The organism is Pseudomonadota bacterium (assembly GCA_030860485.1).
In the GTDB taxonomy this organism is placed as follows: Bacteria; Pseudomonadota; Gammaproteobacteria; order JACCXJ01; family JACCXJ01; genus JACCXJ01.
The window spans coordinates 1-24,051 of record JALZID010000029.1 but is presented as its reverse complement, the minus strand read 5'-3'; the positions used below and the strand labels follow the sequence as shown (position 1 = coordinate 24,051).

Here is a 24,051-nt window from a genome sequence, read left to right as displayed (position 1 = left end):
AGCAGGTAAGGGGTGTCACGATCACAGGGACGGAAATGGCTCATGCGCGCTCGCTCATCGGAACCCTGACCGATCCGATCCCCTCGCGCTTGAAAAGTTCCACGCTAAGTCCGACAGGCTGCTAGGGGTGCGGATTATGCCACGTACGCGCCAAGTCCCGGGACACTTTGCAAACGCGACGGATGGTGTAGTTTCGGCACCCGACCGCGGGTGCCAATGGTGCGGCGTCTCGTTCGATGCACTCGGGTAGCACGTGCGGCTTGTTGTCCTCTTTAAAGTGGTCCATAGATGGATCGATAGTGTGACCATGTTCGCTTCGCACCGGATGCCAGCATGACCTTCCGAGGGACGGATCCCGTGGCCCGGCTATCCTTGAAAGCGGTTCTTGCGGGTTCTTCGCGGGTCCTCGCCTTGCTGGTAGGCTCCCTAGCCCTCGCTTTCGCGCACCCGTTGCCGGAGGGGCGGGTCGGGGGGGCACGACGGGCCGCGGCCGTGCCCGGAGCGGACGCCGGCTCCGCGCGGGCCCGTCTCATCGCCCACGGAGAAGACCTGTTCTTCAACGAGACCTTCAACGGCAATGGGAGGACCTGCGGCACCTGCCACCCCGTGGAGAACAATTTCACCCTGGACCCGGCATTCATCGCCACGCTCGAACACAACGACCCCTTGTTCATCGCGGAACGGGATCCGGACCTGGCCACTCTTGAGAACCCGCGACTTTTGCGCGAGTTCGGTCTGATCCTCGAAAACGTGGATGGATTCCAGAATCCCGGCGTCCTACGGGGCGTCCCGCACGTCTTGTCGTTGTCCACCTCGGTGGCGAGCTTTTCGGGGCCGCAGACCGGGTGGTCGGGTGACGGCGCACCCGGCGATCGTACGCTCCGATCGTTCGCCACCGGCGCCGTGATGCAGCACTTCACCAGGACATTGCAGCGCGTGCCCGGCGTGGACTTCCGGCTGCCGACGGAGGCGGAGCTGGACGCCTTGCTGGCCTTCCAGCTGTCCTTGGGCCGGCAGTCTGATCCGGTTCTGCCGTTGGCGCTCAAGGGGACGGTCCCCCGCCGCGGGCAGGACATCTTTCTCGACGATACCCTCGGGAAGTGCAACCTGTGCCACGTCAACGCCGGGGCCAACACCGACCTTGGCGCCGGCAATCTGGGGAACATCCGCTTCGATATCGGGGTCGAGGCCCTCCTAGACGCGCCGGCAAGTCTGACGGGCGAAGCCGTGCCCCCCGACGGTGGGTTTGGACAAGGCCCCAACCCGATCCCGCAACTCGGCTTCGGGGACGGGAGCTTCAACATCCCTCCGCTGGTGGAGGCCGCCGACACCCCCCCGTTCTTCCACAACAACGCCATCGCCACCCTCGAAGGCGCGGTCGCGTTCTACAATAGCGATGCGTTCAATAACTCCCGTGGGGCTCGGCAGATCGGGGGCGGCATCCATCTCGATACCACCCAGGTGGAGGCGGTGGCCGCCTTTCTCAGGGTCATCAACGCGTTAGACAACATCGACAGCGCCATCCGCTTGCAGCGTTCCGCCCTGAAGAGCCGAAACGCAGCGCGCAGGGCACGGTTCGTGGCACGCTCGGCAGGCGAGATCGAAGATGCGATCGAAGTCCTCGCGGGCGCCGGCCTGCATCCCGATGCCGTGACGCTCCTTGACAAGGCCAGGTCGTCCGTGACCGGCTGCGAGCCCTGTTCGAAAACGGCGATCCGAAGGGCGATTCGAAGACAACGGGCGGCACGCGGGCGCCTCGCGGCGCCCACCGCACCGTAGCACCCACCCGACAGGAGATGAGTGATATGGAAACCCGTAGGGTACTTGCCGCCATGGCGTTTTTCATGGGGTATCTGGCGATCTTCCCCGTACACGCCACCTTTCATATTATCCAGATCCAGGAGGTCATGGCCGGTGCCAACGGCAATCCGGCGATTCAGTTCATCGAGTTGACTATGCTGGGACCCAACGAAAATTGCCAGCAGAGCGGAGACATCGATCCTGAGGGTCCGTTCGGGTGCGTGGACGGGTCCGGGTTCCCGGATTTTAGCGCCGCCAGGCTGTTCTTCTTCGATGCTGCCGGCATCCCGATTGGGGACCCAGAAAAAGGCTTCGGTTTTCCCCACAACACCCCGATCGCGGGGGCGGGCCGATCGATCCTGGTTGCTACCCAGGCCTTTGCCGATCTAACGACTATGCCCGACCCCGATTTCATCATGCCGCCAATGGTCGCGGCGAACGCCGGAAAGGTTTGCTACAAGAACGATATCAGCGCATTTGAGTTTGTAACCGAGTGCCTTTCCTATGGGGCCTTTGCCGGTGACAGAGAAGGTTTCGGATCCCCGGCTCCTGCGCTCCCGATCACCGGGGCCGTGAGCCTCCGGCGCGTCGGCAGCACTGCAAATAACGCGACGGACTTCGTCCTGAGCGCCCCCGCCCCCTGCGCCAATACCGCTGCTGGACAGTGCGACACGGACGTGGGTGTCACGCAGTCCGGGTTGATCGGACCGGTCCCGGTGGGCAACGAGCTGGGTTACGTGCTGACCGTCACCAACGCCGGTCCGGCGCTCGCGACGGGTGTGACCCTCGTCGATACGCTGCCCACGGGGAGCGGCTTCGTCTTTGCCGCCACAGCCGATTTCGCAACCTGCTCTCAGTCGGCTGGTCGGGTCTCGTGCGGGCTCGGGGCCCTCCAAGCGGGACAGTCCCGGACCGCCGTCGTGGTGCTGACCCCGACGCTGCCGGCCACGCTCACCAACACCGCCACCGTATCCAGCCTCGAGCCCGACTCCAACCCGGCCAACAATACGGCGACGCAGGAGACTTTGGTGAGTTGCGTGGGCGCGGGCAGTCACACGCTCTCGGGCCGGATCAAGGCGGAGAAGAAGGGCCTGGCCCGCGTGAGCGTGACACTCAGGGGGGCGGGGGGCTGCCTGGGCACCACGATCACCGACCGGCGCGGGAACTATGCCTTTCTCGGCGTTGCGGACGGCAACTACACGGTCGAGCCGCAGAGGGAGCGGTCCTGCACCTTCAAGCCGCGCCGCCGCCCAGTGACGATCCAGGGCGCCGCCCAACGGGCGCTCTTCAGGGCGCGTTGCCGGTAGGGCCGTCCGGCACCCGGGTCCCCGCAACCCCAGCCCCGCGGCCGGCGCCCCTAACTAAGACGCGTAACGCCCGATGAGCCACTGGCGCCGACCGGGCCGGGACGACGCGCTAGGGGTGAGAAGCGTCCGGGAGAGCCGCTTCCGCGCCGATCTGTACTCGCCTCAATGTCTTCCTCATCGCGCTCCCCGCGCTACGCGCACGCCGGGACGATCTGCCGGCACTGGTCGGGCATTTCGTGCGCCGTTTCGCCGAGCGCTACGGCAAGCCCCTCGAAACCGTCTCGCCGGCCCTCATGGCGGCACTCGAGGCGCAGGACTGGCCCGGCAATGTGCGCGAGCTGGAGCACGTCATTGAACGCGCCGGTGCCGAGCGACCTTCAAAAAGGCCCTGGGCGTGCCGATCCAGGAGGGCGACCCGGAGCCGGAGAGCATGGCAGAGGCCGAACGCGCTCCTCCGCGTCCTGGAGGCCACCCGCTGGCGGGTCGCCGGCCCGAACGGCGCGGCCGAGCGCCTCTGGCTCAGGCCGACGACCCTGGAATCGCGGAGGAAGAAACTCGGGATCCGGCGTCCGGGGTAGTGCACCCCCTGCCGGAGGGTTCCGGCACCGGCACGCCCGATCTCGTATGTGGCGATGCCGCGGGCGATTTGCGGTAAAATGGCCTCCCCTGGAGGCCTGCCCGTGCCGGGTGTGCGCTCCCCGGCGACGCCGATAAGCCCAAGAGGCCATGAAACAGTCGATCCAGCTACGCCTGGGACAGAGCCTGGTGATGACGCCGCAGTTGCAGCAGGCGATACGCCTCCTGCAGCTCTCGACGGCCGAGCTCAATGCCGAGGTCCAAGAGGCCCTGGATTCGAACATGATGCTCGAGATCGACGAGGAGCAGGACCTGGGGCGCAGCACCGAGACGCAAAACGGTGAGGGGGAGGCCGACCGTCCGGCGCGCGAAGCCGAGCCCAATGCCGATCTAAAGGCCACCGATGAGAACATCACGGGCAACATCCCCGAGGAACTGCCCGTGGACAGCGCCTGGGACGATGTCTTCGACACGCCGGTCGGCGCTTCGGGCGGCAGCGGCAGCTCGGAGAACGCCATGGAGCTCGAGAACCAGCGCTCGGCCGAGGGATCACTCCGGGAGCACCTGCTCTGGCAGATCAACCTGGCCCCGATCACGGAGACGGACAAGGTCATCGCCTACGCCGTCGTGGATGCCCTGGACGGCGATGGCTTTCTGGGGGCGAGCCTGGAAGAGATCCAGCAGACGCTGGGCAACGACGCGGAGCCCGGGGTCGAGATGGACGAGATCGAGGCCATGCTGCACTGGGTACAGAACCTCGATCCACCCGGCGTCGCGGCCCGCGATCTGCGCGAGTGCCTGGCCTTGCAGCTCCAGCAAGGCGAACCGGGCAGACCGTGGCTCGCAGAGGCCAAGCTCTTGATCGCGAAGTTCTTCGATATCCTGGTGGCGCGCGACTACAACCAGCTCGCGCGGCGCATGAAGCTCGACAAGGAAGCGCTCCAGGAGGTCATCAAGGTGATCCAGTCCTTGAACCCACGGCCCGGTGCGCACTTGCAGTCGGCGCGGATCGAGTACGTGGTCCCCGATGTCTATGTCCGCCGCACGGCCGGCGCCTGGCAGGTGGAGCTCAACCCCGAGGCCGTTCCACACCTGCGTGTCAACCCCTACTATGCGGGCATGATCCGGCGCGCCGACACCAGTGCCGACAATGCCTCGCTGCGCGCCCACCTGCAGGAGGCGCGGTGGTTCATCAAGAGCCTGCAGAGCCGCAGCCAAACGCTCCTGCGGGTCGCGACCGCCATCGTCGAGCGCCAGCGGGCGTTCCTGGAGCACGGCGATGTGGCGATGAAACCGTTGGTCCTGCACGATATCGCCGAGGTCCTCGGCATGCACGAATCCACCATCTCGCGCGTGACCACCCGCAAGTACATGCACACGCCGCGCGGGATCTTTGAGTTGAAGTACTTCTTCTCCAGCCACCTCAACACCGACACCGGCGGGGCCTGCTCCTCGACCGCGATCCGGGCCGTGATCAAGAAACTGATCGCCGAGGAGGATCCCCAAGGCCCCATGAGCGACAGCAAGATCGCGGCGGTCCTGACCCAGCAGGGCATCCAGGTGGCGCGCCGGACGGTGGCGAAGTACCGCGAGGCGATGGCGATCCCGCCGTCCAACGAGCGCAAGCGGCTGGTGTAAGGGGCCTCTTTTTATCGAGCCCCCTTTTTATCGAGCCCGCTTTTCATCGAACGTCCCCTCCACCCACATTGAAGACCCGGTAGCGGTTTCAGTCATAGGAGTCATGATGCAGATCAATCTCACGGGGCATCATCTGGAAGTTTCGCCGGCGATCAAGACTTACGTCGAGACCAAGCTCGAAAGGATGGAACGTCATTTCGATCATGTGACCACCGTTCACGTCGTGCTGGCCGTGGAGAAACAACGCCGGCGCGCCGAAGCGACCATCAATGTCGCCGGCGGGCGCCTGTACGCCGATGCCGAGCACGATGATCTCTACGCCGCCATCGATGTCCTGATCGACAAGCTCGACCGCCAGTTGATCCGCCATAAGGAACAACTGACCGACCACCACCGCGCCGATGGAGGGCTCAAGGGCCAGTCGTGATCGGGCCAGTCGTGAGCCAGGCGCGCAACGCCGTCAATATTGCAGGGCCGTCCATGGAGTTAGCGGAGATCCTGGCGCCAAGCCGCGTGGCATGGAACGCCGGTGCGCGCAGCAAGAAGGCGGTGTTGGAAGCCCTGGCCGGGCTGATCGCGGGGGATGGCGGTGGCGCTACGGCGAGTGAGGTGTTCCAGGGTCTGCTCGCCCGAGAGCGCCTGGGTAGCACGGCGCTCGGGCGTGGGATCGCCATACCGCACGGGCGGATGGAATGCTGCGATGGGCCGCGCGCGGCCTTTCTGCACGCCGCGAAGGCCGTGGACTTCGATGCCGCAGACAATCAGCCGGTGGATCTCTTCTTTGCGCTCCTGGTCCCTGCCGAATGCCAGGATCATCACCTGCGCATCCTGGCACACCTGGCGGAGATGTCCAGCGATAGGGACTTGGTCGCCCGCCTTCGGGCCAGCAGCGGGCCTGCCGAGGCCTACGCGATCTTGACCGGCTGGTCGCCCGCACAATGACATGATGGCCACTGTCGCGATCGATGAGCTGTTCGCTATCCATGCCGAGCGCTTGCAGCTCGCGTGGGTCGCGGGACGTGCCGGCGCGACGCGCAAGATCGTGGCGGGTCTGGTCCACGCCGACGGGCGCAAGGTCATTGGTGACGACATCACGACCATCGAGACCCGCCGGGGTATGGCGCCGCGGGGGTCGCCGAAGAAGTCGCTGGTCGGGCACCTGAACCTCATCCACCCCAATGAGATCCAGGTCCTGGGCGATTCCGAGATCCAGTACCTGACCGGGCTCAGGGACATCTCGCGGGAGGACGCCTTGAGACAGCTCTTGAGTCACGAGCCGCGCTGTGTCATCGTCGCGGAAGGACAAGACATCCCCGAGCCACTGCGCGCGGCCTGCGAAGGGAGCGCGACCCCGCTTCTGGCGTCGCCGCTGCCGAGCAACAAGCTGGCCGACGACCTGCACTATTACTTGTCGAACCTCCTGGCCGAGGCCGCGACCCTGCACGGGGTGTACATGGAGGTCATGTCGATAGGGGTGCTCCTGACCGGCGAGAGCGGGGTCGGGAAAAGCGAGCTGGCAATGGAGTTGATCACCCGCGGCCATCGCCTGATCGCCGACGACGCGCCGGAGTTCTCGCGCATCGCCCCGGATATCGTGAACGGCACCTGCCCCAAGGCCCTGCAGGACTTCCTGGAGGTGCGCGGTCTCGGGATCCTGAACATCCGCGAGCTGTTCGGCGCGGGGGCCTTGAGGAGCAATAAATACCTCCGTCTGATCATCCGTCTGGAGCGCCTGGATCGGCCCGGCCTCGTGGACATCGAGCGGCTCGGGGGGACTTATCGGACGCGCCGGGTGTTGGGGCTGGATATCCCCGACATCCTGTTGCCGGTGGCGCCCGGGCGCAATCTGGCGGTGCTCGTCGAATGCGCCGCGCGCAACCATATCCTGCGCATGAGCGGCTACAACTCGGCCGACGATTTCATGCAGCGCCAGCGCGCGATGCTGGAGCGTGAGACCGACCGGGCGGCGTCCTGAATGGGCCTCTCGGTACCTCGGCTGGTCATCGTGACCGGCCTCTCGGGGGCCGGCAAGACGGTGGTGCTGAACGCCCTCGAGGATCTGCGTTATTACACCATCGATAATCTCCCCATCGGCTTCCTGCCGGCGTTCCTGCGCCACATCGCCGAGGTCGACCAGCCGCAATACCGGCACATGGCGATCGGGATCGATGCCCGTAACCCGGCCGATTCCTTGGCGGAATTTCCCGAGCGCCTGGTGGAGATGAGGCGCGGGGCGGTGGCCGATCTGGTGTTCGTCGAGGCCGATGACCAGACCCTGATCCGCCGTTTCAGCGAGACGCGCCGCCGCCATCCGCTCTCGGGGCAGGACCTGTCGCTGGCCTTGGCGATCCAGGAAGAACGCCGCCTGCTCGGGGCCCTGTCGGAACGTGCCGATCTGCGCATCGACACCAGTCACAGCTCCGTGCACCAACTGCGCGATCGGGTGCGAGAGCGCATCGCGCTCCGTCCGGTCGGGACCCTGTCGTTGCAGTTCATCGCGTTCGGCTACAAACACGGGGTACCGGCCGACGCGGACTTCGTGTTCGACGTGCGCTGCCTGCCGAATCCGTACTGGGAGATACGGTTGCGCGACCTCTGCGGACAGGACCCCGAGGTCGTCGCCTATCTGGAGGGGGCACCAGAGGTGCGGGCGATGACGGAGCAGATCGGGGCCTTCCTGGAGCGCTGGTTGCCGAGCTTCGAGGCCGAGAGCCGCGCCTATCTCACCATCGCCATCGGTTGCACGGGCGGACGCCACCGCTCGGTGTATGTCGCGGAGCGGCTGGCCGAACGCCTCGGGAGCACCGGCCGCGCCCTGCTCGTCACCTATCGAGACATGTGAGGGATATATAGTGAGCGTCGGCCTCCTGATCGTCACTCACGATCGCCTGGGCGCCGTGCTCCTCGACAGCGCCCGCCAGGCGCTCGGCCGTTGCCCGCTCAGGACCAAGGTCCTCGGCGCGGGGGCCGAGTGTGACCCCGAGGACCTCTATCGGCGTGCCACGGGGCTGTGCGCTGCCCTGGACGACGGCGATGGGGTCCTGGTCCTGACCGATCTCTACGGTGCGACGCCCAGCAATATAGCGGAGCGCCTCGTAGACTCCCGCCAGGACCGGCGGCTGGTCGCCGGTCTCAACCTGCCGATGCTGATCCGCGTATTCAACTATCCGGGTATGGGCCTGGAGGGCCTGATGGCCAAGGCGCTGAGTGCCGGACGTGACGGGGTGTTCCAGGTGGCGTGCTGAGGGACATGGAGGAGCGTCGGGTGGTCATCGTCAATAAGCTCGGCCTGCACGCCCGGGCGGCCGCGCGTTTCGTGCAGCTGGCCGCAAGCTTCGAGTGTCAGATCACCGTGGCGCGGGACGGGCGCGAGGTCAACGGCAAGAGCATCATGGGCGTCATGATGCTGGCCGCCCACCGGGGTAGCGAGATCGCCATCTCTGCGAGCGGCAGCGACGAGCACGAGGCCGTTCGACGACTCGAGGCCCTGATCTGCGATCGCTTCGGGGAGGCCGAATGAGCATCGCGCTGCACGGGATCGGGGTCGCCAGGGGGATCGCCATCGGTAAGGCGCATATCCTCATCCGGGACCAGCTCGAGATCAGCGAGTACTGCGTCGCGCGGGAGTTCGTGGAAGACGAGGTGCGGCGCCTCGACGAGGCCACGGTCCTGGCGCGCCAGCAACTGCGCGCCATCCGCGGGCACATCCCTCGGGGCACGGCCACCGACATCGCGGCCTTCATCGATACCCACGTCTTGATGCTGGAAGACGCGGCGTTGAGCCAGGAGCCGGCGCGCCTCATCCGCGAGCGGCGTTGCAACGCCGAGTGGGCGTTGCGGTTGCAGCGCGACGCCCTGGTCGCGGTATTCGAGGAGATGGACGACCCCTATCTCCGCACCCGCAAGGACGACGTGGACCACGTGGTCCACCGCATCCAGCGTATCCTCCAGAATCACGGGGCCCTGCGCCACGAGGTCCCCGACAGCCGGCTCGCCGGATACATCATCGTTGCCGACGACCTGACCCCGGCCGACACCGTGGTCATGCAACACCAGGGGATCGCGGCCTTCGTGACCGAGTACGGCGGGGCCACCTCGCACACCGCGATCCTGGCGCGCAGCCTCGGGATCCCGGGTATCGTGGCCTTGCACCAGGCGCGCCGCTATGTGCGCGAGGACGATGTGCTCATCGTCGACGGGGGCAAGGGTGTGGTGGTACTGGACCCCGATGCCAGGACCCTCGAGTATTACCAGGGTCTGCAGCGCCAGGAGCGGGATGACCTCGCCGAGCTCGGCAAGCTCAAGGAGGCGCCGGCCCGGACACAGGACGGCATTGCCGTGATCCTGGAGGCCAACATCGAATTGCCCAAGGACTTCGAGACGGTGCTGACCGTGGGCGCCGCCGGCGTCGGCCTCTATCGTACCGAGTACCTCTATATGAATCGTCCGGACCCCCCCGACGAGGGCGAGCATTTCGAGGTCTATGCCGAGGTGCTGCGGCTGCTCGAGTCCCTGCCCATCACCATCCGAACGCTGGACATCGGGGCCGACAAGGAGATGGACGGGCACGCGCGCCCCGGCGCCGCCAACCCGGCACTCGGGCTGCGCGCGGTGCGCCTGTGCCTGAAGGAGCCGGGGCTGTTCCTCCCACAGCTGCGCGCCATCCTCCGGGCCTCGGCACTGGGGCCGGTGCGGCTCCTGATCCCGATGCTGGCCAGCCTGCAGGAACTGCATCAGGTATTGGCTATCATCGAAGGGATCCGCCAGGAGTTGCGGGCGGCCTCCATCCCTTTCAATGAGAAGATGCCGATCGGCGGCATGATCGAGGTACCAGCGGCCGCCGTGTGCGCCGACCTGTTTGCCCGGGAGTTGGATTTCCTGTCCATCGGTACCAACGACCTCATCCAATACACGATGGCCATCGACCGCGTCAACGACGAGGTGAGCTATCTTTATGATCCGTTGAATCTCGGAGTCTTGCGGCTCATCAAGACCACGATCGATGCCGCCGCGCGCTGTCACACCCCGGTGGCCATGTGCGGGGAGATGGCCGGCGATCTACGCTATGTGCGCCTGCTCCTGGGGTTGGGCTTGAGGGAGTTCAGCGTCCACCCGGCGACACTCCTGGAGGTCAAGCGCATTGTCAACTCAACCTCGTTCGATGCTGTGGCGACGCTCGCCGTGCAACTCCTGAACAGTCGTTCCCCCAGCGAAGCCCAGGAACTGCTCATCGCCATCAACAAGGGCGTGCTGTGAGGCCGCTGATTGCACGCAACCCGACGGCGCGCGCAACGGAACTCTTCACAAACTCAGTACCCCTCGCTCGGGTGTACATAGTCGGGATCGGCCTTGGCGCGTTCCTTCAGGATGGCGAGGGCCGGCAGGGTCTTGCCTTCCAGGAACTCCAGGAAGGCACCACCGCCCGTCGAGAGGTAGGAGAGGCGTTCGGCGACGCCGAACTTGGCGACGGCCGCGAGCGTCTCGCCCCCGCCGGCTATGGAAAAGGCATCGCTCGCGCCGATGGCCTCGGCGATGGCGCGCGTGCCGGCGGCGAAGGGCTCGAGCTCGAACACACCCAGCGGCCCGTTCCAGACGATGGTGCGGGCCTCGGTCAATAATCCAGCGAAACGCGCCGCGGTCTGGGGGCCGATATCGAGGATGAGATCGTCTTCGGAGACCTCGGCGGCGGGTTTGACGGTCGCGCGCGCCGTGGGCGAGTATTCCTTGGCGCACACCAAATCCTCGGCCAGCGGTATCTCGCCCCCCCGCGCGCGCGCCTTGTCCATGAGGGAACGGGCCACCGAGAGGAGCGGCTCTTCGCAAAGGGACTTCCCGACGGGCAGGCCGGCAGCGCGCAGGAGGGTGTTCAGGATCCCGCCGCCGACGATGAGCCGGTCGACCTTCTCGATCAGGGACTCGAGTAACGCGAGCTTGGTGGAGATCTTCGATCCGCCGATCACGGCCACGAGCGGCCCCTCGGGGTCCTTGACGATCCGGGCCAGCGCCTGGACCTCGGCTTGAAGCAGCGGCCCGGCGCACACCTTGGGGGCATACTTGGCGATCCCATGGGTCGAGGCCTCGGCGCGGTGAGCGGTGGCGAAGGCGTCGTTCACATAGACATCGCAAAGCGCCGCCATCTTGCGCGCGAGCACATCGTCGTCGGCCTTCTCGCCGCGCTCAAAGCGCACGTTCTCGCACAAGACCGCCTCACCGGGCGCGACCGTGACGCCGGAAAGCCAGTCCTTGCAGAACCTGATCTCGCGGCCGAGCAGCGCGGACAGCGACGCGGCGACCGGTGCCAAGGACAGCGACGCGTCATAGCTCCCTTCCTGGGGGCGCCCGAGGTGCGAGACCACCAGCACCCGGGCTCCGGCCAGCAGGGCCTTCTGGATGGCGGGGAGCGCGGCCCGGATGCGGGTATCGTCGGAGATACGGCCGTTCTCGATGGGGACATTCAAGTCCTCGCGGATCAGGACCCGCTTCCCCGAGAGCGCGAGATCCGACATGGAGAGCATCGGAGTACTGAGCTCTCAGCGCGCCTGCATCCAGGCGACGGTGGTATCGAGCATGCGGTTCGAGAACCCCCATTCGTTGTCGTACCAGGCGAGCACCTTGACCAACGTCCCATCGATGACCCGTGTCTCGCTGGCCTCATAGATCGAAGACGCCGGATGGTGGTCGAAATCCACCGAGACCAAGGGTTCGCCATTGTATTCGAGCACGCCGCGTAGATCACCCGCGGCCGCCTGTTTCATGACCGCGTCGATCTCCTCGACGCTCGTTTCCCGCGCCGCGACGAAGCTCAGATCCACGAGCGAGACATTGACGGTCGGGACGCGCAGGGCGTAGCCGTCGAGCTTGCCGGCGAGCTCCGGCAGGACCAGGCCGATCGCCGCGGCGGCGCCGGTCTTGGTCGGGATCATCGACTGGGTCGCCGAGCGCGCCCGCCTGAGGTCCTTGTGGTAGACATCGATCAGGACCTGGTCGTTGGTGTAGGCGTGGATGGTGGTCATGACCCCGCGCAGGACCCCGATGTGCTCATGCAGGGGCTTGACGAGCGGCGCCAGGCAATTGGTCGTGCACGAGGCGTTCGAGATGACGGTATCGGATGCCTTGAGGCCCTTATGGTTGACGCCGTAGACCACGGTCGCATCGACCTCGGTCGCGGGGGCCGAGACCATGACCTTTTTGGCGCCGGCCTGGAGATGGGCCGCGGCCGTGGCCTTGGTGGTGAAGAGGCCGGTGCACTCGTGTACCACATCGACCTGGAGCTCGGCCCACGGCAGTTTGGCCGGATCGCGCTCGGCCAGCACCCGGATGCGGTCGCCGTCGACCAGCATGGCCTCGGCGGTGGCTTCCACCTTCCCGGGAAAACGCCCGTGCACGCTGTCATAACGGGTCAGGTGCACGTTGGTCTTGACGTCGCCCAGATCGTTGATGGCCACGATCTCGATATCCGATCGGCCATTGTTCGATCGGTACTGGCCTTCGTAGAGCGCGCGCAGGATGTTCCGGCCGATGCGGCCGTAACCGTTGATTGCGATCTTGATTGTCATGGTGCCTCTCCTATCGATTCATTACCACGCACGTTCACGGAACGCGGTTTTTTGATCCCCTCACCCTGATCCTCTCCCGGAGGAGAGGCCGGTAGGCCTCCTGTCTCTGCGGGGTGCTCACGGTGCGGATCGTCGGCGGCCCGGCCCTAGTCCGGCTTCGCCCATTTGATCGAGCAACCCATGCTCGGGACCTGCGTCCTGGGACCCTGGCCGGTGTGCGCGATGCCTACCATCGCCTCGTAGAGCTCGCGACGGGCCTCGGGCGGTGCCGGGTGACGCCCGCTTTCGTCCAGCCGCCCGCGGTACTGCAAGCGCAGATCGGCGTCGTAGCCGAAGAAGTCGGGCGTGCAGATCGCGCCGTAAGACCGGGCCACCGATTGGGTGTCGTCGATGAGATACGGGAAGGGATAGCCGAGGCGCGCCGCCACCCGTTGCATGTTGTCGAACGAATCCTCCGGGTAGTCGCCGGGGTCGTTGGGCATGATGGCGACGCTCTTGACACCCTGATCGAACAGCGCGCGGGTGTCGCGCACCAGCCGCTCCTGGATGGCCTGGACGTAGGGGCAATGGTTGCAGATGAACATCACCAAGGTCCCCCGTTCCCCGCGGCACTCGGCGAGCGACCAGGTGTTGCCGTCTATCCCGCGCAACGAGAAATCCGGCGCGGGCGCACCGAAGTCACACACGGGGGCCTGCATCAACGCCATGGTAGCCCTCCTAGCGGTTCGATAAGCATGTCATGGTTCTTGCTAAACGCGCGCGACTCGGGCCCCTGCGGATGGGGAGACACGCGCAACGTAAGTTGTCCTTCGTCCCGTGTCCCCCTATTCTTTCGGAAAAAAGTTAAACTAACCGCTTTTGGAACGGGCGCTACAGAGAAGATACCATGGAACACACACATTTGTTTACCTCCGAATCGGTGTCCGAAGGGCATCCGGACAAGATGGCCGATCAGATCTCCGATGCGATCCTGGACGCGATCCTGGCCCAGGACCGGCGCGGCCGGGTCGCCTGCGAATCGCTCCTCACCACCGGGCTCGTGGTCATCGCCGGGGAGATCACGACCTCGGCGCAGGTCGATTTTCGCACCATCGCCCGCGAGGTCATCCGCGACATCGGCTACCGGAGCTCGGACATGGGCTTCGATGCGGACACCTGCGGCGTGATCGTCTCCGTCGGCCAGCAGTCGGCGGACATCGCGCAGGGCGTGAATGAGGCCGAGGGGCACGAGCAGGGTGCCGGGGACCAGGGGCTCATGTTCGGTTATGCGTGCAGCGAGACCGACGTGCTCATGCCGGCGCCCATCACCTACGCGCACCGGCTGGTGCGCCGCCAGGCGGAGGTGCGCAAGAGCGGGGCCCTGCCGTGGCTCAGGCCCGACGCCAAGAGCCAGATCACCTTCCGTTATCAGGATCAGAGGCCCTGTGGCATCGATGCCGTAGTGCTCTCGACCCAGCACAGCCCCGAGGTCTCTCAGGCGACCTTGCGGGAGGCCGTCATGGACGAGATCCTGTTGCCAGTCCTACCGGCCGAGTGGATCAACAAGGACACGCGTTTCTTCATCAACCCTACCGGGCGCTTCGTGGTTGGCGGGCCGATGGGGGATTGCGGCTTGACCGGACGCAAGATCATCGTGGACAGCTACGGTGGCATGGCCCGTCATGGCGGCGGTGCGTTTTCGGGCAAGGATCCGTCCAAGGTGGATCGCTCGGCGGCCTACGCCGCGCGTTATGTCGCCAAGAACCTGGTGGCCGCCGGGGCGGCCGAGCGCTGCGAGATCCAGGTGTCCTATGCCATCGGGGTGGCCGAGCCGACCTCCATCAACGTCGATACCTTCGGGACCAGTGCGGTGGACGGATCGCGCCTCATCGCCGCGGTGCGTGAGGTATTCGATTTACGGCCCAAAGGCATCATCGACATGCTACAACTGCTGCGCCCGGTGTACCGCCAGACCGCGGCCTATGGACACTTCGGGCGCACCGAGAGCGAGCTGACCTGGGAGCGCACCGATCGGATCGAGGCCTTGCAGGACGCGTTGGGGCTCACCGTCATACAGGAACGCCCGCCGCTAGCGCGCGTGGGCTAGCGCTACACCCTTTTCCGAACGAAACTGAAATTGACCTCAAATGATATTACTAGGGCATAGGAGCAATTGATGAGCACACAACCCCTCGAGCGGTTCCAAGTGGACTACAAGGTCGCCGACATCCGGCTTGCGGAATGGGGTCGCAAGGAGATCCGCATCGCGGAGACCGAGATGCCGGGCCTCATGGCGTTGCGCGAGGAGTACGCGAATCAAAAACCGCTCGCCGGGGCCCGGATCGCCGGCTGCCTCCACATGACCATCCAGACGGCGGTGCTCATCGAGACCCTGGTGCAACTCGGCGCCGAGGTGCGGTGGTCCTCCTGCAACATCTTCTCTACCCAGGACCATGCGGCGGCCGCGATGGCCGCGGAAGGCATGCCGGTGTTCGCCTGGAAGGGGGAGAGCGAGGAGGAGTTCTGGTGGTGCATCGAGCGGAGCATCTTCGGTCCGGACGGCTGGCGCCCTAATATGATCCTCGACGACGGGGGCGATCTCACCAAAGTGATGCACGAGCGTTTTCCGGAGTTGCTGGAAGGCGTGCGTGGTTTGTCGGAGGAGACCACCACAGGCGTGCATCGTCTTTATGAAATGATGCGCGCCGGCACCCTGAAGGTCCCGGCCTTCAACGTCAACGATTCGGTGACCAAGTCGAAGTTCGACAACCTCTATGGCTGCCGTGAGTCCCTGATGGACGGGATCAAACGCGCCACGGGCGTCATGATCGCCGGCAAGGTCGCGGTGGTCATCGGATATGGCGATGTCGGCAAGGGCTGCTCCCAGGCGCTACGCGGGCTTGGGGCCACGGTGTGGATCGCCGAGATCGACCCCATCTGCGCGCTCCAGGCCGCCATGGAGGGTTACCGGGTGGTGACCGTGGACGATGTCTGCGGGCAGGGGGACATCTTTGTGACCGCGACCGGCAACGTGCGCGTGATTACCCACGCGCACATGCGCGCCATGAAGGACCAGGCCATCGTGTGCAACATCGGACACTTCGATTCGGAGATCGACATCGCCTCCGTGCGGCAGTATCGCTGGGAAAACATCAAGCCCCAGGTCGACCACGTGGTCTTCCCGGACGGCAAGCGCCTCATCGTGCTGGCGGAAGGGCGGCTGGTGAACCTCGGATGCGCAACCGGGCACCCGAGCTTCGTGATGTCCGCCTCCTTCACCAACCAGGTCCTGGCCCAGATCGAGATCTGGAACCATCACCAGGACTACGAGAAGCGCGTCTATACCCTGCCCAAGGCCCTCGATGAGAAGGTCGCGCGCCTGCATCTGGCCAAGCTCGGCGTCAAGCTCACGCGCATGACCGAGGAGCAGACCGCCTACATCAGTGTCCCGGTGGATGGCCCCTATAAACCGGAATACTACCGGTACTGAGGTTAGCCTGCAGTGTGTCTTCGATGAGATCACACACAAGCGATCAGCTCTTCAGCTTCGAGTTCTTCCCACCGCGTACGCCGGAAGCAGTGGGGAAGCTCGAGGTCACGCGTGACCGCCTCGCGGCGTTGCGGCCGGATTACTTCTCCGTGACCTTCGGCGCGGGGGGCAGCACGCGAGAGCGCACTTTCGAGACCGTGGTCGAGATCCGCGACAAGACCGGGATCCCGGCCGCCCCCCATGTCTCCTGCATCGGGTATCCGACGCAGGAGCTACGGGATGTGCTGGCGACCTACCGGTCGGCCGGGATCGACCGGATCGTGGCCCTGCGCGGCGATCTGCCCTCGGGTACGTCGAGCTACGGGGAGCTGCGCTATGCCAATGAGCTGGTCGAGTTCATCCGCCGCGAGACCGGGGATCACTTCGTCATCGAGGTCGCGGCCTATCCGGAGTTCCACCCCCAGGCGGCGGGCGCCGAGGCCGATCTATTGAACTTCAAGCGTAAGGTCGATGCCGGGGCCGACAGCGCCATCACCCAGTATTTTTACAACGTGGACGCCTATTCCCGCTTCGTCGAGGCATCCCGAAAGCTCGCCATCGACATCCCCATCGTCCCTGGCGTCATGCCGATCATCAATTGCACGCAGTTGCTGCGTTTCTCGGATGCCTGCGGGGCCGAGATCCCGCGTTGGATCCTGAAGCGGCTGCGAGACTTCGGCGACGACCGCGTGGCGATCCGCGATTTCGGCGTGGACGTGACGACGGAGCTGTGCCGACAGCTCCTCGAGCGGGGCGCGCCGGGGCTGCATTTCTACACCATGAACCAAGCCGAGGCCTCGATCGCGATCTGGCGTAATCTCGGGATCGGCGCGGCAGACGCGCGCAGCCGGGTCGCGATTTCTGCTGCATAGCCGCGAACCGTACGCCGTTGGGGCCCGCAAGGGCTGAGGGGTGTGGTGACACACGACACCGCTGGGCGCACCGATACGAACCCGACCCCCAAGACGAAGCTCTTGCTGGTCGACGACGACCCTTTGATCGTCGAGTCCCTGGGCCTCGTGCTCGATGACGAGTATGAGACCCACAGCACCGCGACGCGGGCCGGGGCCAAGTCCTTATTGAGCTCCCTCTGCCCGGTGCCGGCGCTGACGCTAGTCGATCTCGGATTGCCACCCACCCCACACAGCCCCGAGGAGGGCTTCACGCTGATCGGTGAAGTCCTCGCCTTCGACCCCGGCATGAAGATCCTGGTCCTCTCCGGGCAGAGCTCGCGCGCCACCATCCAGCACGCCATGACCTTGGGTGCCGCCGATTTCATCCCGAAGCCGACCGATGCGCTGGTGCTCAAGGACCGGCTTGCCCATCAGTCCGCGATGGTGGCGGCGGAGAGACAGGCCCGCGCCTCCAGCGAAGGCGGCACCCTCCTGGGCACCAGCCCCGCTATCGAGACCCTGCGGGCCTTGATCCGACGTTCGCCGATGTGCCGTTTCCGGTCCTGGTCGTAGGCGAGCCGGGGGTGGGAAAGGAACTGGTGGCTCATCGCCTCCACGCCGAGAGCCAGCGGGCGCACCAGCCGTTTTTGTCCGTCAATTCGGAGCTCGAGTCCGAGGTCTTTGCCCCGATCGATACGGGGGCCCTGAGCTCGGACCAGGTCGCCGAACGCCAGATCGAGACGCCGGGTTTCAGGCTGATGAGACCCTCGCCGCGTGGGAGCGGCGCTACATCGATGCGGCACTCAAGCTGGGCCATGGAAACCTGAGCCCGGCCGCGCGCCTGCTCGGGGTCAATCGCAGCACGCTCTACAGCAAGATCGAGCGGCTCGCCGACTCGCGGGGTTGAGATGTATTTCAGCTATTTCGGGCTGGCGCAGGCGCCCTTCAAGATCACGCCCGACACGCGTTTGTTCTTTCCGGGGGGCAACCGCGGCGCGGTGCTGGAATCCCTGGTGTACACCGTCACGAGCGGCGAAGGCATCGTCAAGGTCGTCGGCGAGGTGGGAAGCGGCAAGACCATGCTGTGCCGGATGCTGGCGCGGGAACTGCCGGAAAACACCGAGATCGTCTATCTCGCCAATCCGAGCCTTTCACCCGAGCACATCCTGCACGCCATCGCCTTCGAGCTGAAACTGCCGGCCGCGGCATCGGACAGCAGGCTCAAGGTCTTGCACACCCTTCAGGATTATCTGATCCGGAGACATGCCCAGAACGTACGGGTCGTGACCTTCATCAAGGAGGCCCAGGGTATGCCCATCGAGACCCTGGAAGAGGTCCGGCTCTTGAGCAACCTCGAGACCCAGGACGAGAAGCTCCTCCAGATCGTGATGTTCGGACAGCCCGAGCTGGACGAGACGCTGGCCACCCCCCGCATCCGCCAGCTCAAGGAGCGCATCACCTACAGCTTTTACCTCACGCCCTTCACGGCGCAGCAGGTAGCCGAATACCTCACCGGCTCGGGTGTCACCGGGAAGGAGGAGCGGCCCGGCCGTTGACTGGTTGCGCCTACGGAGCGGTTTCTAGTGGCTCGATACTTGCCTTTCGCTCGTCTGTCCTAGGGTTGGAGGATCCAGGTGCAAAAACGCTCGATACTGGTAACCGGCGGGGCTGGATATATCGGCAGTCATGTGGTCCGGCAGCTCGGGGAGTCCGGCCACCGTGTGGTGGTCCTCGACAACCTCTCGACCGGCTTCAAGGAGGCGGTGATCCACGGGGTGCTCGTGGTCGGCGACAGCGGAGACCCGCTCTTGGTGTCGCGCCTCTTGCGCGAGCACAACATCGAGACCGTCATGCACTTCGCGGCCCACACCGTGGTACCGGAATCGATTGCGCTGCCATTGAAATACTACGGCAACAATACCTGCAAGACACGCAACCTGCTCGAGTGCTGTGCGGACGGCGGCGTCGAGCACTTCGTGTTCTCCTCGACGGCCGCGGTCTATGGGATCCCCGAGGGCGCGTGTGCCCGTGAAGACACCGCCACCCGTCCCATCAATCCCTACGGCACCTCCAAGCTTATGAGCGAATGGATGCTACGCGATGTAGCTGCGCAGAGCGCCCTGCGTTTCGTGATCCTGCGTTATTTCAATGTCGCGGGCTCGGATCCGTCGTGCCGGATCGGGCAGTCGACCCGTAATGCCACGCTCCTCATCAAGGTGGCCGCCGAGGTCGCCGCCGGCAGGCGTGCGAGCCTCGCCATCTTCGGCACGGACTTTCCGACCCCGGACGGCACCGGGATCCGTGACTATATCCATGTCGAAGACCTCGCGGATGCCCATGTGAAATCGCTGGAATACCTGGTGTCGGGCGGCGAATCGACGACGCTGAACTGCGGCTATGGACGGGGTTACAGCGTGCGTGAGGTCATCGCCGCCGTGGAGAAGGCCGCCGGGCAGCGGCTCGAGGTATGCGAAGGTCCGCGCCGCGCCGGCGATCCGCCGGTCCTGGTCGCCGAGGCCGACCGCATCCGCCGGGTCTTGGGCTGGCAACCGCGCTACGACGACCTGCACACGATCGTCGAGACGTCGCTGCGGTGGGAGCGAACCCGTGCCTATTGAAACGCACCGCCACACCGTGAGGCATACCTATGCCCGGTGATACACCCGCGGTCCTGATCGACACCCATGTCCACATCCATGGCTGTTTCCCCCTGGCCGGGTTTTTCGACGCGGCTCACGCCAATTTCGAGCGCGCCGCGCGCGCCCACGATGGCGAGGATGGTTTCATCGGTCCTGATGCTGACCGAGACCGCGCGCGCCGACTGTTTTAAGCGCCTTTCGGCACGGGCGGACGGCGAAGGCTCTGGGCTTGGGGAGTGGCTTCTACGACACACGGAGGAGACCGGCTCCGTGACGGCGGAGCGCCATGAACAATGCCTGTATATCATCGCAGGCCGCCAGATCGTCACGGCCGAAAGATTGGAGGTCCTGGCCCTGGGTTTCGAGGGCTTCGTCCCGGACGGGGAACCGATTCGAGGGGTGATAGACCGAGCGTGAGATCGGCTGGGGCCGTCGCCGTGATCCCGTGGGGATTTGGGAAATGGTGGGGCGGACGCGGCAAGGTGGTCTCGGGCTTGCTGAAAGACCACGAGGCCCTGGGTTTTTTTTCTCGGGGACAACAGCGGCCGCACGGCGTTTCTAGGGCGACCCGCTCATTTCGAGGACGCCCGCCGAGACGGGATCGCCATCCTGCCGGGCACCGATCCTTTGCCGTTCGCGGCGGAGTACGATCGGGTCGGCAGCTTCGGGCTCGTAATGCACCAGCCGATCGACCCGGCGCGGCCCGCCGCGTTCGGGGATGCGTTGGCGGCAGGCCGGGGGCCAGGCCATCTTGACGTTTCGCGCCCTCCACCAAAGCGAGCGCTTCGCGCGTGCCTGGAAGCTGCTGTCCAACACCTACAAGCGGACCGTCGAGATCCCCGAAAACGTCGTGTTATTCCCTAAACGAACGGTCCATTGAGGGCTCAGTATCAGAGCTATACCCATCGCGATATCGCGATTCGGGGAAGACTGCGAAGAGAATCGCGCGTTTCAACCGCTGTGGAAGCAGCAGGTTGAGCCGCGCAAAGACGGCATTACGGGATGGAGCGAAGATCAGCGCCAGCCCGCCGGGCTTCAGCAGACTTCCGATGGCTCGAAACGCCCTCTCGGTCGAGGGCACGTGCTCCAACAGCGCCTGGCAAATCACAATGTCCGCCTGACGCGCCCCATCCCTCGGCGCCGGTGTGCCTGAGCTTTGCCCAGTTGCTCAAGCGGGTATTCGATATCGATATCGCGCAGTGTCCGCAGTGCGGCGGTACCTTGACGATCATCGCCGCCATCGAAGATCCGCCCGCGATCGCCAAGATCCTTGTATGTTTGTCTTCAATGATTTTTATATACTGCTGTTTGGACGTGGTAGGCCGTTAGATCCCCTGGGACGACAAGCCCGAGGGTGAGCGTGGGTCGCCACGTCCTGCTCTGATTAACCCAAACGGGTTGCTGGGGCCCATGAGCCCGCATTTTTGCAAGGTGGGGTATGAGCGAGAATCCTGAGACGTTTGTCGGCATCGACATCTCCAAGGACACGCTGGACATTGGTTTTCAGCCCCCTGGGCAGACCGTCGAGCTTCCTCACGATGAGCAAGGCATCAGCGAGGCGACGAGACGCTTGCGCGAGGCCGAGCCACGCCTGGTCGTGCTCGAAGCCACAGGGGGCCTTGAGACGGCTTGCGGCCTCGCTGATGGCCACGGGGTTGGCGGTGGTTGTGGTCAATCCGCGTCAGGTGCGATACGTCCCGAGCTGCGTCCGATGAAGGATGCACTCGCGCGGGAGCTCGACGATCTGGTCACCCGCCGACGCCAGCTGGTGGAGATGCGGGTTCAAGAATCCCTCCGCTTGGGCCGTGCCTCGAAGGTGCAGCAAAAAAGCCTCAAAAACCACATCGCCTGGTTGGACAAACGCATCGAGGAGAGCGATACCGATTTGAGGCAGCGGTTATGTGCAAGCCCCGCCTGGCGCACGAAGGATGACCTCCTGCGCAGCATTCCAGGCGTGGGAGCCACGACCTCCGCGACCCTGCTCGCCAAACTGCCCGAATTGGGCCCCCTCGACCGCAAAGGGATCGCCGCACTCGCGGGCCTCGCCCCCCTGGCCAACGACAGCGGCAAACAACGGGGCAAGCGGGTCTCTGGGGCGGGCGTGCTGTACATGTCGGCCGTCGCTGCCATCCGATGCAATCCCGTCATCCACGCCTTCGCTCAACGCCTCAAGGCGGCCGGGAAACCCGCTAAGGTGGTTATCGTCGCCTGCATGCACAAGCTACTCAGCATCATTGAACGCCATGCTTAAATCCAACCCACCCTGGAACCCTAAATTCGCTTGACAACAAACAAAAGGCTCCCGAGCCCAATAGGTCGACTTCCCTCTTTTTCAATCGAGAGAGTGGCCGCCGGGAGTCGATTTTGGGTGGCCGCGCGCGCCGCCCGGGGCGGGAATCTCAAAGAGGCATCATACTGCTTGGGCTCGTGAGCCGTCAAGCATAGCGGTCCTCGACCTGGAATCGGGCACTTTCGGGCCCTTCATCGGCCCGAGCCGCCTATGTTTCGGGTGTTTTGGCGTCTCGAGCGGGCGCAGGCCGAGGACGATCGTCGGCTCGGGGAGATGAACCGGAGGGAGGAGGCTATCGGATTCGGGTCAGGCTATTTGGAGTCGGTCGAATAGCCGCGGCGGGGATCGGGGCGGTGCCCGGGCGGGCAAGCCGAAGTGGGTGAGCAACCGGGCGTGGCTCGGCCTCGCGCAAGCGTCTCGTCGCCTCGCTGATGCCTTGCTCATCGTGAGGAAGCTCGCCGGTATGCCCAGGGGGCTGAAAACCAATGTCCAGCGTGTCCTAGGAGATGTCGATGCCAACAAAGATCTCAGGATTCTCGCTCATACCCCACCTTGCAAAAATGCGGGCTCATGGCCCCAGCAACCGTTCGGGTTAATCAGAGCAGGATGTGGCGACCCACGCTCACCCTCGGGCTTGTCGTCCCACGGATCTAAAACGGCCTACCACGTCCAAACAGCAGTATATAAAAATCATTGAAAACAAACATACAAGGATCTTAGCAATGACGGGGGATGTTCGATGGCGGCGATGATCTTCAAGGGGCCGGCACAATGGGGGCAGTGTTCCAAGTCGATATCGAACACCCGTTTGAGCAACCTGGCCCAGCTCAGGGACAGGCGCTGCCGGAGGGGGCGCCTCGGCATGGTCCGCTGAGGGGGTATTGGCGTTGACCCGGCGGGCTAGGAATGATCTCGGGACGCAGCTTGGCGTTGGGTGCGAGCACGCCATGGAAGGCGATGAATTGGAGCCGCGGACGGGGAACCAGCGCGCCGAGTCGTTGCATGAATTTCGGCGGTGACATCACGATATGGGTCGTGCCTCCCGATAGGGCGTCTTCAGTGTGAGCACCACCTGCCCGGCCCGGTTGAGTGCAAGCCGTTCATTGGTCGATGGCGGGGCGGGTGATGTAGTGGCACAAGCGTTCGAGTTTCTTCCTCTGATGGGCGGCGCAGCACACCTCGGCATGGAGGCTAAAGCCCTGCCCGTTGACACAGCACCCAGCGGTAGGCGGCGCTTCTGTGTAGGAACGGTTTGCAAGCTCAGTACTTTCTGGCCCGCCCGAGATGCGGCGGTGCACCCGCCGCTTGCAGGGGCCCGAGCGCGAGATCCGGATCGCTGTCGGTGAGGTAGGTCATGATGAGATAGCCCTTGCGCGTCAAGAACTCCGGAGCCCCGCAGGCCCGCCCCTCGTGTCGCGATTAAAACGCCTGCCCCCGCTCTCGTGCCATCATCAAACCTCACGCAGGCCGTCCGAGGGCTCGATACGGGCGGCGCGGACGCCGCCGAGCACGGCGCCGAGGAGGCTCCACGTCGAGCCCATACACGAAGGCCGGTTGCACGATGACCCATTCGAGGTTTAGCGTGCCGAGGTAGTCGTCCGCCGCCCGCTTGCTCAGGTGGAATCGACTCGCGGCACCGGCATCCGGACCGAGCGCCGAGACTGGACGCGGCGCACGCCCGCCTCGCGGCAGGCGGCGAAGAGCGCCCGGCGCCTGGTCGTGGATGGCATCGAAACGCCGCCCGCGACCCTCCCGCAGGATCCCGACCGCGTTGATCACCGCATCGACCCCGGTGAGCCGCCCCCCGCCAGCCGCCCGCATCGACATCCCGCGCATAGTCCACG

Annotated in this window: 23 protein-coding genes and 3 pseudogenes; 22 read left to right on the top strand and 4 right to left on the bottom strand. The window is 65.1% G+C overall.

The annotated features are described in order from the left end of the window. Nucleotides 1-357: 357 nt before the first annotated feature. The 11 genes from M3461_01355 to ptsP all read left to right on the top strand — a co-directional run bounded on the left by M3461_01355 (nucleotide 358) and on the right by ptsP (nucleotide 10,577). The gene (locus M3461_01355; GenBank protein ID MDQ3773117.1) at nucleotides 358-1,779 is read left to right on the top strand and encodes a hypothetical protein; all 1,422 of its coding nucleotides are present in this window, start codon (nucleotides 358-360) and stop codon (nucleotides 1,777-1,779) included. 26 nt (nucleotides 1,780-1,805) lie between these two features. Then, a complete protein-coding gene (locus M3461_01350; protein MDQ3773116.1) occupies nucleotides 1,806-3,107 on the top strand; it encodes a hypothetical protein in 1,302 nt (433 codons plus the stop codon). A gap of 236 nt (nucleotides 3,108-3,343) precedes the next feature. After that, the gene (locus tag M3461_01345) at nucleotides 3,344-3,685 is read left to right on the top strand and encodes a hypothetical protein (GenBank protein ID MDQ3773115.1); all 342 of its coding nucleotides are present in this window, start codon (nucleotides 3,344-3,346) and stop codon (nucleotides 3,683-3,685) included. A 148-nt stretch (nucleotides 3,686-3,833) separates the two neighbouring features. Further along, on the top strand, nucleotides 3,834-5,321 hold the full coding sequence (locus tag M3461_01340) for an RNA polymerase factor sigma-54 (protein ID MDQ3773114.1): 1,488 nt from the start codon (nucleotides 3,834-3,836) through the stop codon (nucleotides 5,319-5,321). Between the two features lie 106 nt (nucleotides 5,322-5,427). Continuing rightward, on the top strand, nucleotides 5,428-5,748 hold the full coding sequence (gene raiA, locus M3461_01335) for a ribosome-associated translation inhibitor RaiA (GenBank protein MDQ3773113.1): 321 nt from the start codon (nucleotides 5,428-5,430) through the stop codon (nucleotides 5,746-5,748). Continuing rightward, entirely contained in the window at nucleotides 5,745-6,263 is a 519-nt protein-coding gene (locus M3461_01330) for a PTS sugar transporter subunit IIA (protein ID MDQ3773112.1), read from the top strand. The genes raiA and M3461_01330 overlap by 4 nt, the downstream gene beginning before the upstream one ends. A 1-nt stretch (nucleotide 6,264) precedes the next feature. Beyond that, on the top strand, nucleotides 6,265-7,296 hold the full coding sequence (gene hprK, locus M3461_01325; GenBank protein ID MDQ3773111.1) for an HPr(Ser) kinase/phosphatase: 1,032 nt from the start codon (nucleotides 6,265-6,267) through the stop codon (nucleotides 7,294-7,296). Then, the gene (gene rapZ, locus M3461_01320) at nucleotides 7,297-8,163 is read left to right on the top strand and encodes an RNase adapter RapZ (protein ID MDQ3773110.1); all 867 of its coding nucleotides are present in this window, start codon (nucleotides 7,297-7,299) and stop codon (nucleotides 8,161-8,163) included. A gap of 10 nt (nucleotides 8,164-8,173) precedes the next feature. Continuing rightward, nucleotides 8,174-8,566 (top strand): PTS fructose transporter subunit IIA, encoded by a 393-nt coding sequence (locus M3461_01315; GenBank protein MDQ3773109.1) that lies wholly within the window; start codon nucleotides 8,174-8,176, stop codon nucleotides 8,564-8,566. Nucleotides 8,567-8,571: 5 nt separating this feature from the next. Beyond that, complete coding sequence (locus M3461_01310; GenBank protein ID MDQ3773108.1) at nucleotides 8,572-8,841, top strand: HPr family phosphocarrier protein; 270 nt, start codon at nucleotides 8,572-8,574, stop codon at nucleotides 8,839-8,841. Continuing rightward, nucleotides 8,838-10,577: a phosphoenolpyruvate--protein phosphotransferase gene (gene ptsP, locus M3461_01305; GenBank protein MDQ3773107.1), complete on the top strand. Its 1,740-nt coding sequence runs from the start codon at nucleotides 8,838-8,840 to the stop codon at nucleotides 10,575-10,577. The genes M3461_01310 and ptsP overlap by 4 nt, the downstream gene beginning before the upstream one ends. Nucleotides 10,578-10,630: 53 nt before the next feature. Here ptsP and M3461_01300 read toward each other — a convergent pair whose 3' ends face one another. The 3 genes from M3461_01300 to M3461_01290 all read right to left on the bottom strand — a co-directional run bounded on the left by M3461_01300 (nucleotide 10,631) and on the right by M3461_01290 (nucleotide 13,584). Then, nucleotides 10,631-11,836, bottom strand: coding sequence for a phosphoglycerate kinase (locus tag M3461_01300; GenBank protein ID MDQ3773106.1), 1,206 nt, complete (start codon nucleotides 11,834-11,836; stop codon nucleotides 10,631-10,633). 15 nt (nucleotides 11,837-11,851) lie between these two features. After that, a complete protein-coding gene (gap, locus tag M3461_01295) occupies nucleotides 11,852-12,877 on the bottom strand; it encodes a type I glyceraldehyde-3-phosphate dehydrogenase (GenBank protein ID MDQ3773105.1) in 1,026 nt (341 codons plus the stop codon). A gap of 146 nt (nucleotides 12,878-13,023) precedes the next feature. After that, entirely contained in the window at nucleotides 13,024-13,584 is a 561-nt protein-coding gene (locus M3461_01290; protein ID MDQ3773104.1) for a thioredoxin family protein, read from the bottom strand. A gap of 179 nt (nucleotides 13,585-13,763) precedes the next feature. On the opposite strand from M3461_01290, the gene metK reads away from it, so the two are divergent. From metK to M3461_01235, 11 genes and pseudogenes are all read left to right on the top strand, one after another. Further along, entirely contained in the window at nucleotides 13,764-14,963 is a 1,200-nt protein-coding gene (metK, locus tag M3461_01285) for a methionine adenosyltransferase (GenBank protein MDQ3773103.1), read from the top strand. A 69-nt stretch (nucleotides 14,964-15,032) separates the two neighbouring features. Then, nucleotides 15,033-16,346 (top strand): adenosylhomocysteinase, encoded by a 1,314-nt coding sequence (gene ahcY, locus M3461_01280; protein MDQ3773102.1) that lies wholly within the window; start codon nucleotides 15,033-15,035, stop codon nucleotides 16,344-16,346. Nucleotides 16,347-16,369: 23 nt separating this feature from the next. Beyond that, nucleotides 16,370-17,257 (top strand): methylenetetrahydrofolate reductase [NAD(P)H], encoded by an 888-nt coding sequence (gene metF / locus M3461_01275; protein ID MDQ3773101.1) that lies wholly within the window; start codon nucleotides 16,370-16,372, stop codon nucleotides 17,255-17,257. Nucleotides 17,258-17,404: 147 nt separating this feature from the next. Then, nucleotides 17,405-17,851 (top strand): response regulator, encoded by a 447-nt coding sequence (locus tag M3461_01270; GenBank protein ID MDQ3773100.1) that lies wholly within the window; start codon nucleotides 17,405-17,407, stop codon nucleotides 17,849-17,851. Then, nucleotides 17,836-17,982: pseudogene (locus M3461_01265) on the top strand (sigma 54-interacting transcriptional regulator). The gene M3461_01270 and the pseudogene M3461_01265 overlap by 16 nt, the downstream one beginning before the upstream one ends. Nucleotides 17,983-18,186: 204 nt before the next feature. Next, nucleotides 18,187-18,786: pseudogene (locus tag M3461_01260) on the top strand (AAA family ATPase). 126 nt (nucleotides 18,787-18,912) lie between these two features. After that, complete coding sequence (gene galE, locus M3461_01255) at nucleotides 18,913-19,896, top strand: UDP-glucose 4-epimerase GalE (protein ID MDQ3773099.1); 984 nt, start codon at nucleotides 18,913-18,915, stop codon at nucleotides 19,894-19,896. 29 nt (nucleotides 19,897-19,925) lie between these two features. Continuing rightward, a complete protein-coding gene (locus M3461_01250) occupies nucleotides 19,926-20,108 on the top strand; it encodes a hypothetical protein (protein MDQ3773098.1) in 183 nt (60 codons plus the stop codon). Between the two features lie 79 nt (nucleotides 20,109-20,187). After that, nucleotides 20,188-20,334 (top strand): hypothetical protein, encoded by a 147-nt coding sequence (locus tag M3461_01245; GenBank protein MDQ3773097.1) that lies wholly within the window; start codon nucleotides 20,188-20,190, stop codon nucleotides 20,332-20,334. 301 nt (nucleotides 20,335-20,635) lie between these two features. After that, entirely contained in the window at nucleotides 20,636-20,797 is a 162-nt protein-coding gene (locus M3461_01240; protein MDQ3773096.1) for a hypothetical protein, read from the top strand. 558 nt (nucleotides 20,798-21,355) lie between these two features. Next, nucleotides 21,356-22,202: pseudogene (locus M3461_01235) on the top strand (transposase). A 1,463-nt stretch (nucleotides 22,203-23,665) separates the two neighbouring features. Here M3461_01235 and M3461_01230 read toward each other — a convergent pair. Beyond that, a partial coding sequence (locus M3461_01230; GenBank protein MDQ3773095.1) for a hypothetical protein occupies nucleotides 23,666-24,051 on the bottom strand: 386 nt, incomplete at its 5' end.

Coding starts and splice junctions, on each gene's coding strand:
- M3461_01350 (MDQ3773116.1), top strand. CDS start 1,806: ATGGAAACCCGTAGGGTACTTGCCGCCATGGCGTTTTTCATGGGGTAT.
- M3461_01340 (MDQ3773114.1), top strand. CDS start 3,834: ATGAAACAGTCGATCCAGCTACGCCTGGGACAGAGCCTGGTGATGACG.
- raiA (MDQ3773113.1), top strand. CDS start 5,428: ATGCAGATCAATCTCACGGGGCATCATCTGGAAGTTTCGCCGGCGATC.
- hprK (MDQ3773111.1), top strand. CDS start 6,265: ATGATGGCCACTGTCGCGATCGATGAGCTGTTCGCTATCCATGCCGAG.
- rapZ (MDQ3773110.1), top strand. CDS start 7,297: ATGGGCCTCTCGGTACCTCGGCTGGTCATCGTGACCGGCCTCTCGGGG.
- M3461_01310 (MDQ3773108.1), top strand. CDS start 8,572: ATGGAGGAGCGTCGGGTGGTCATCGTCAATAAGCTCGGCCTGCACGCC.
- ptsP (MDQ3773107.1), top strand. CDS start 8,838: ATGAGCATCGCGCTGCACGGGATCGGGGTCGCCAGGGGGATCGCCATC.
- M3461_01300 (MDQ3773106.1), bottom strand. CDS start 11,836: ATGCTCTCCATGTCGGATCTCGCGCTCTCGGGGAAGCGGGTCCTGATC.
- gap (MDQ3773105.1), bottom strand. CDS start 12,877: ATGACAATCAAGATCGCAATCAACGGTTACGGCCGCATCGGCCGGAAC.
- M3461_01290 (MDQ3773104.1), bottom strand. CDS start 13,584: ATGGCGTTGATGCAGGCCCCCGTGTGTGACTTCGGTGCGCCCGCGCCG.
- metK (MDQ3773103.1), top strand. CDS start 13,764: ATGGAACACACACATTTGTTTACCTCCGAATCGGTGTCCGAAGGGCAT.
- ahcY (MDQ3773102.1), top strand. CDS start 15,033: ATGAGCACACAACCCCTCGAGCGGTTCCAAGTGGACTACAAGGTCGCC.
- metF (MDQ3773101.1), top strand. CDS start 16,370: ATGAGATCACACACAAGCGATCAGCTCTTCAGCTTCGAGTTCTTCCCA.
- M3461_01250 (MDQ3773098.1), top strand. CDS start 19,926: ATGCCCGGTGATACACCCGCGGTCCTGATCGACACCCATGTCCACATC.
- M3461_01240 (MDQ3773096.1), top strand. CDS start 20,636: ATGCGTTGGCGGCAGGCCGGGGGCCAGGCCATCTTGACGTTTCGCGCC.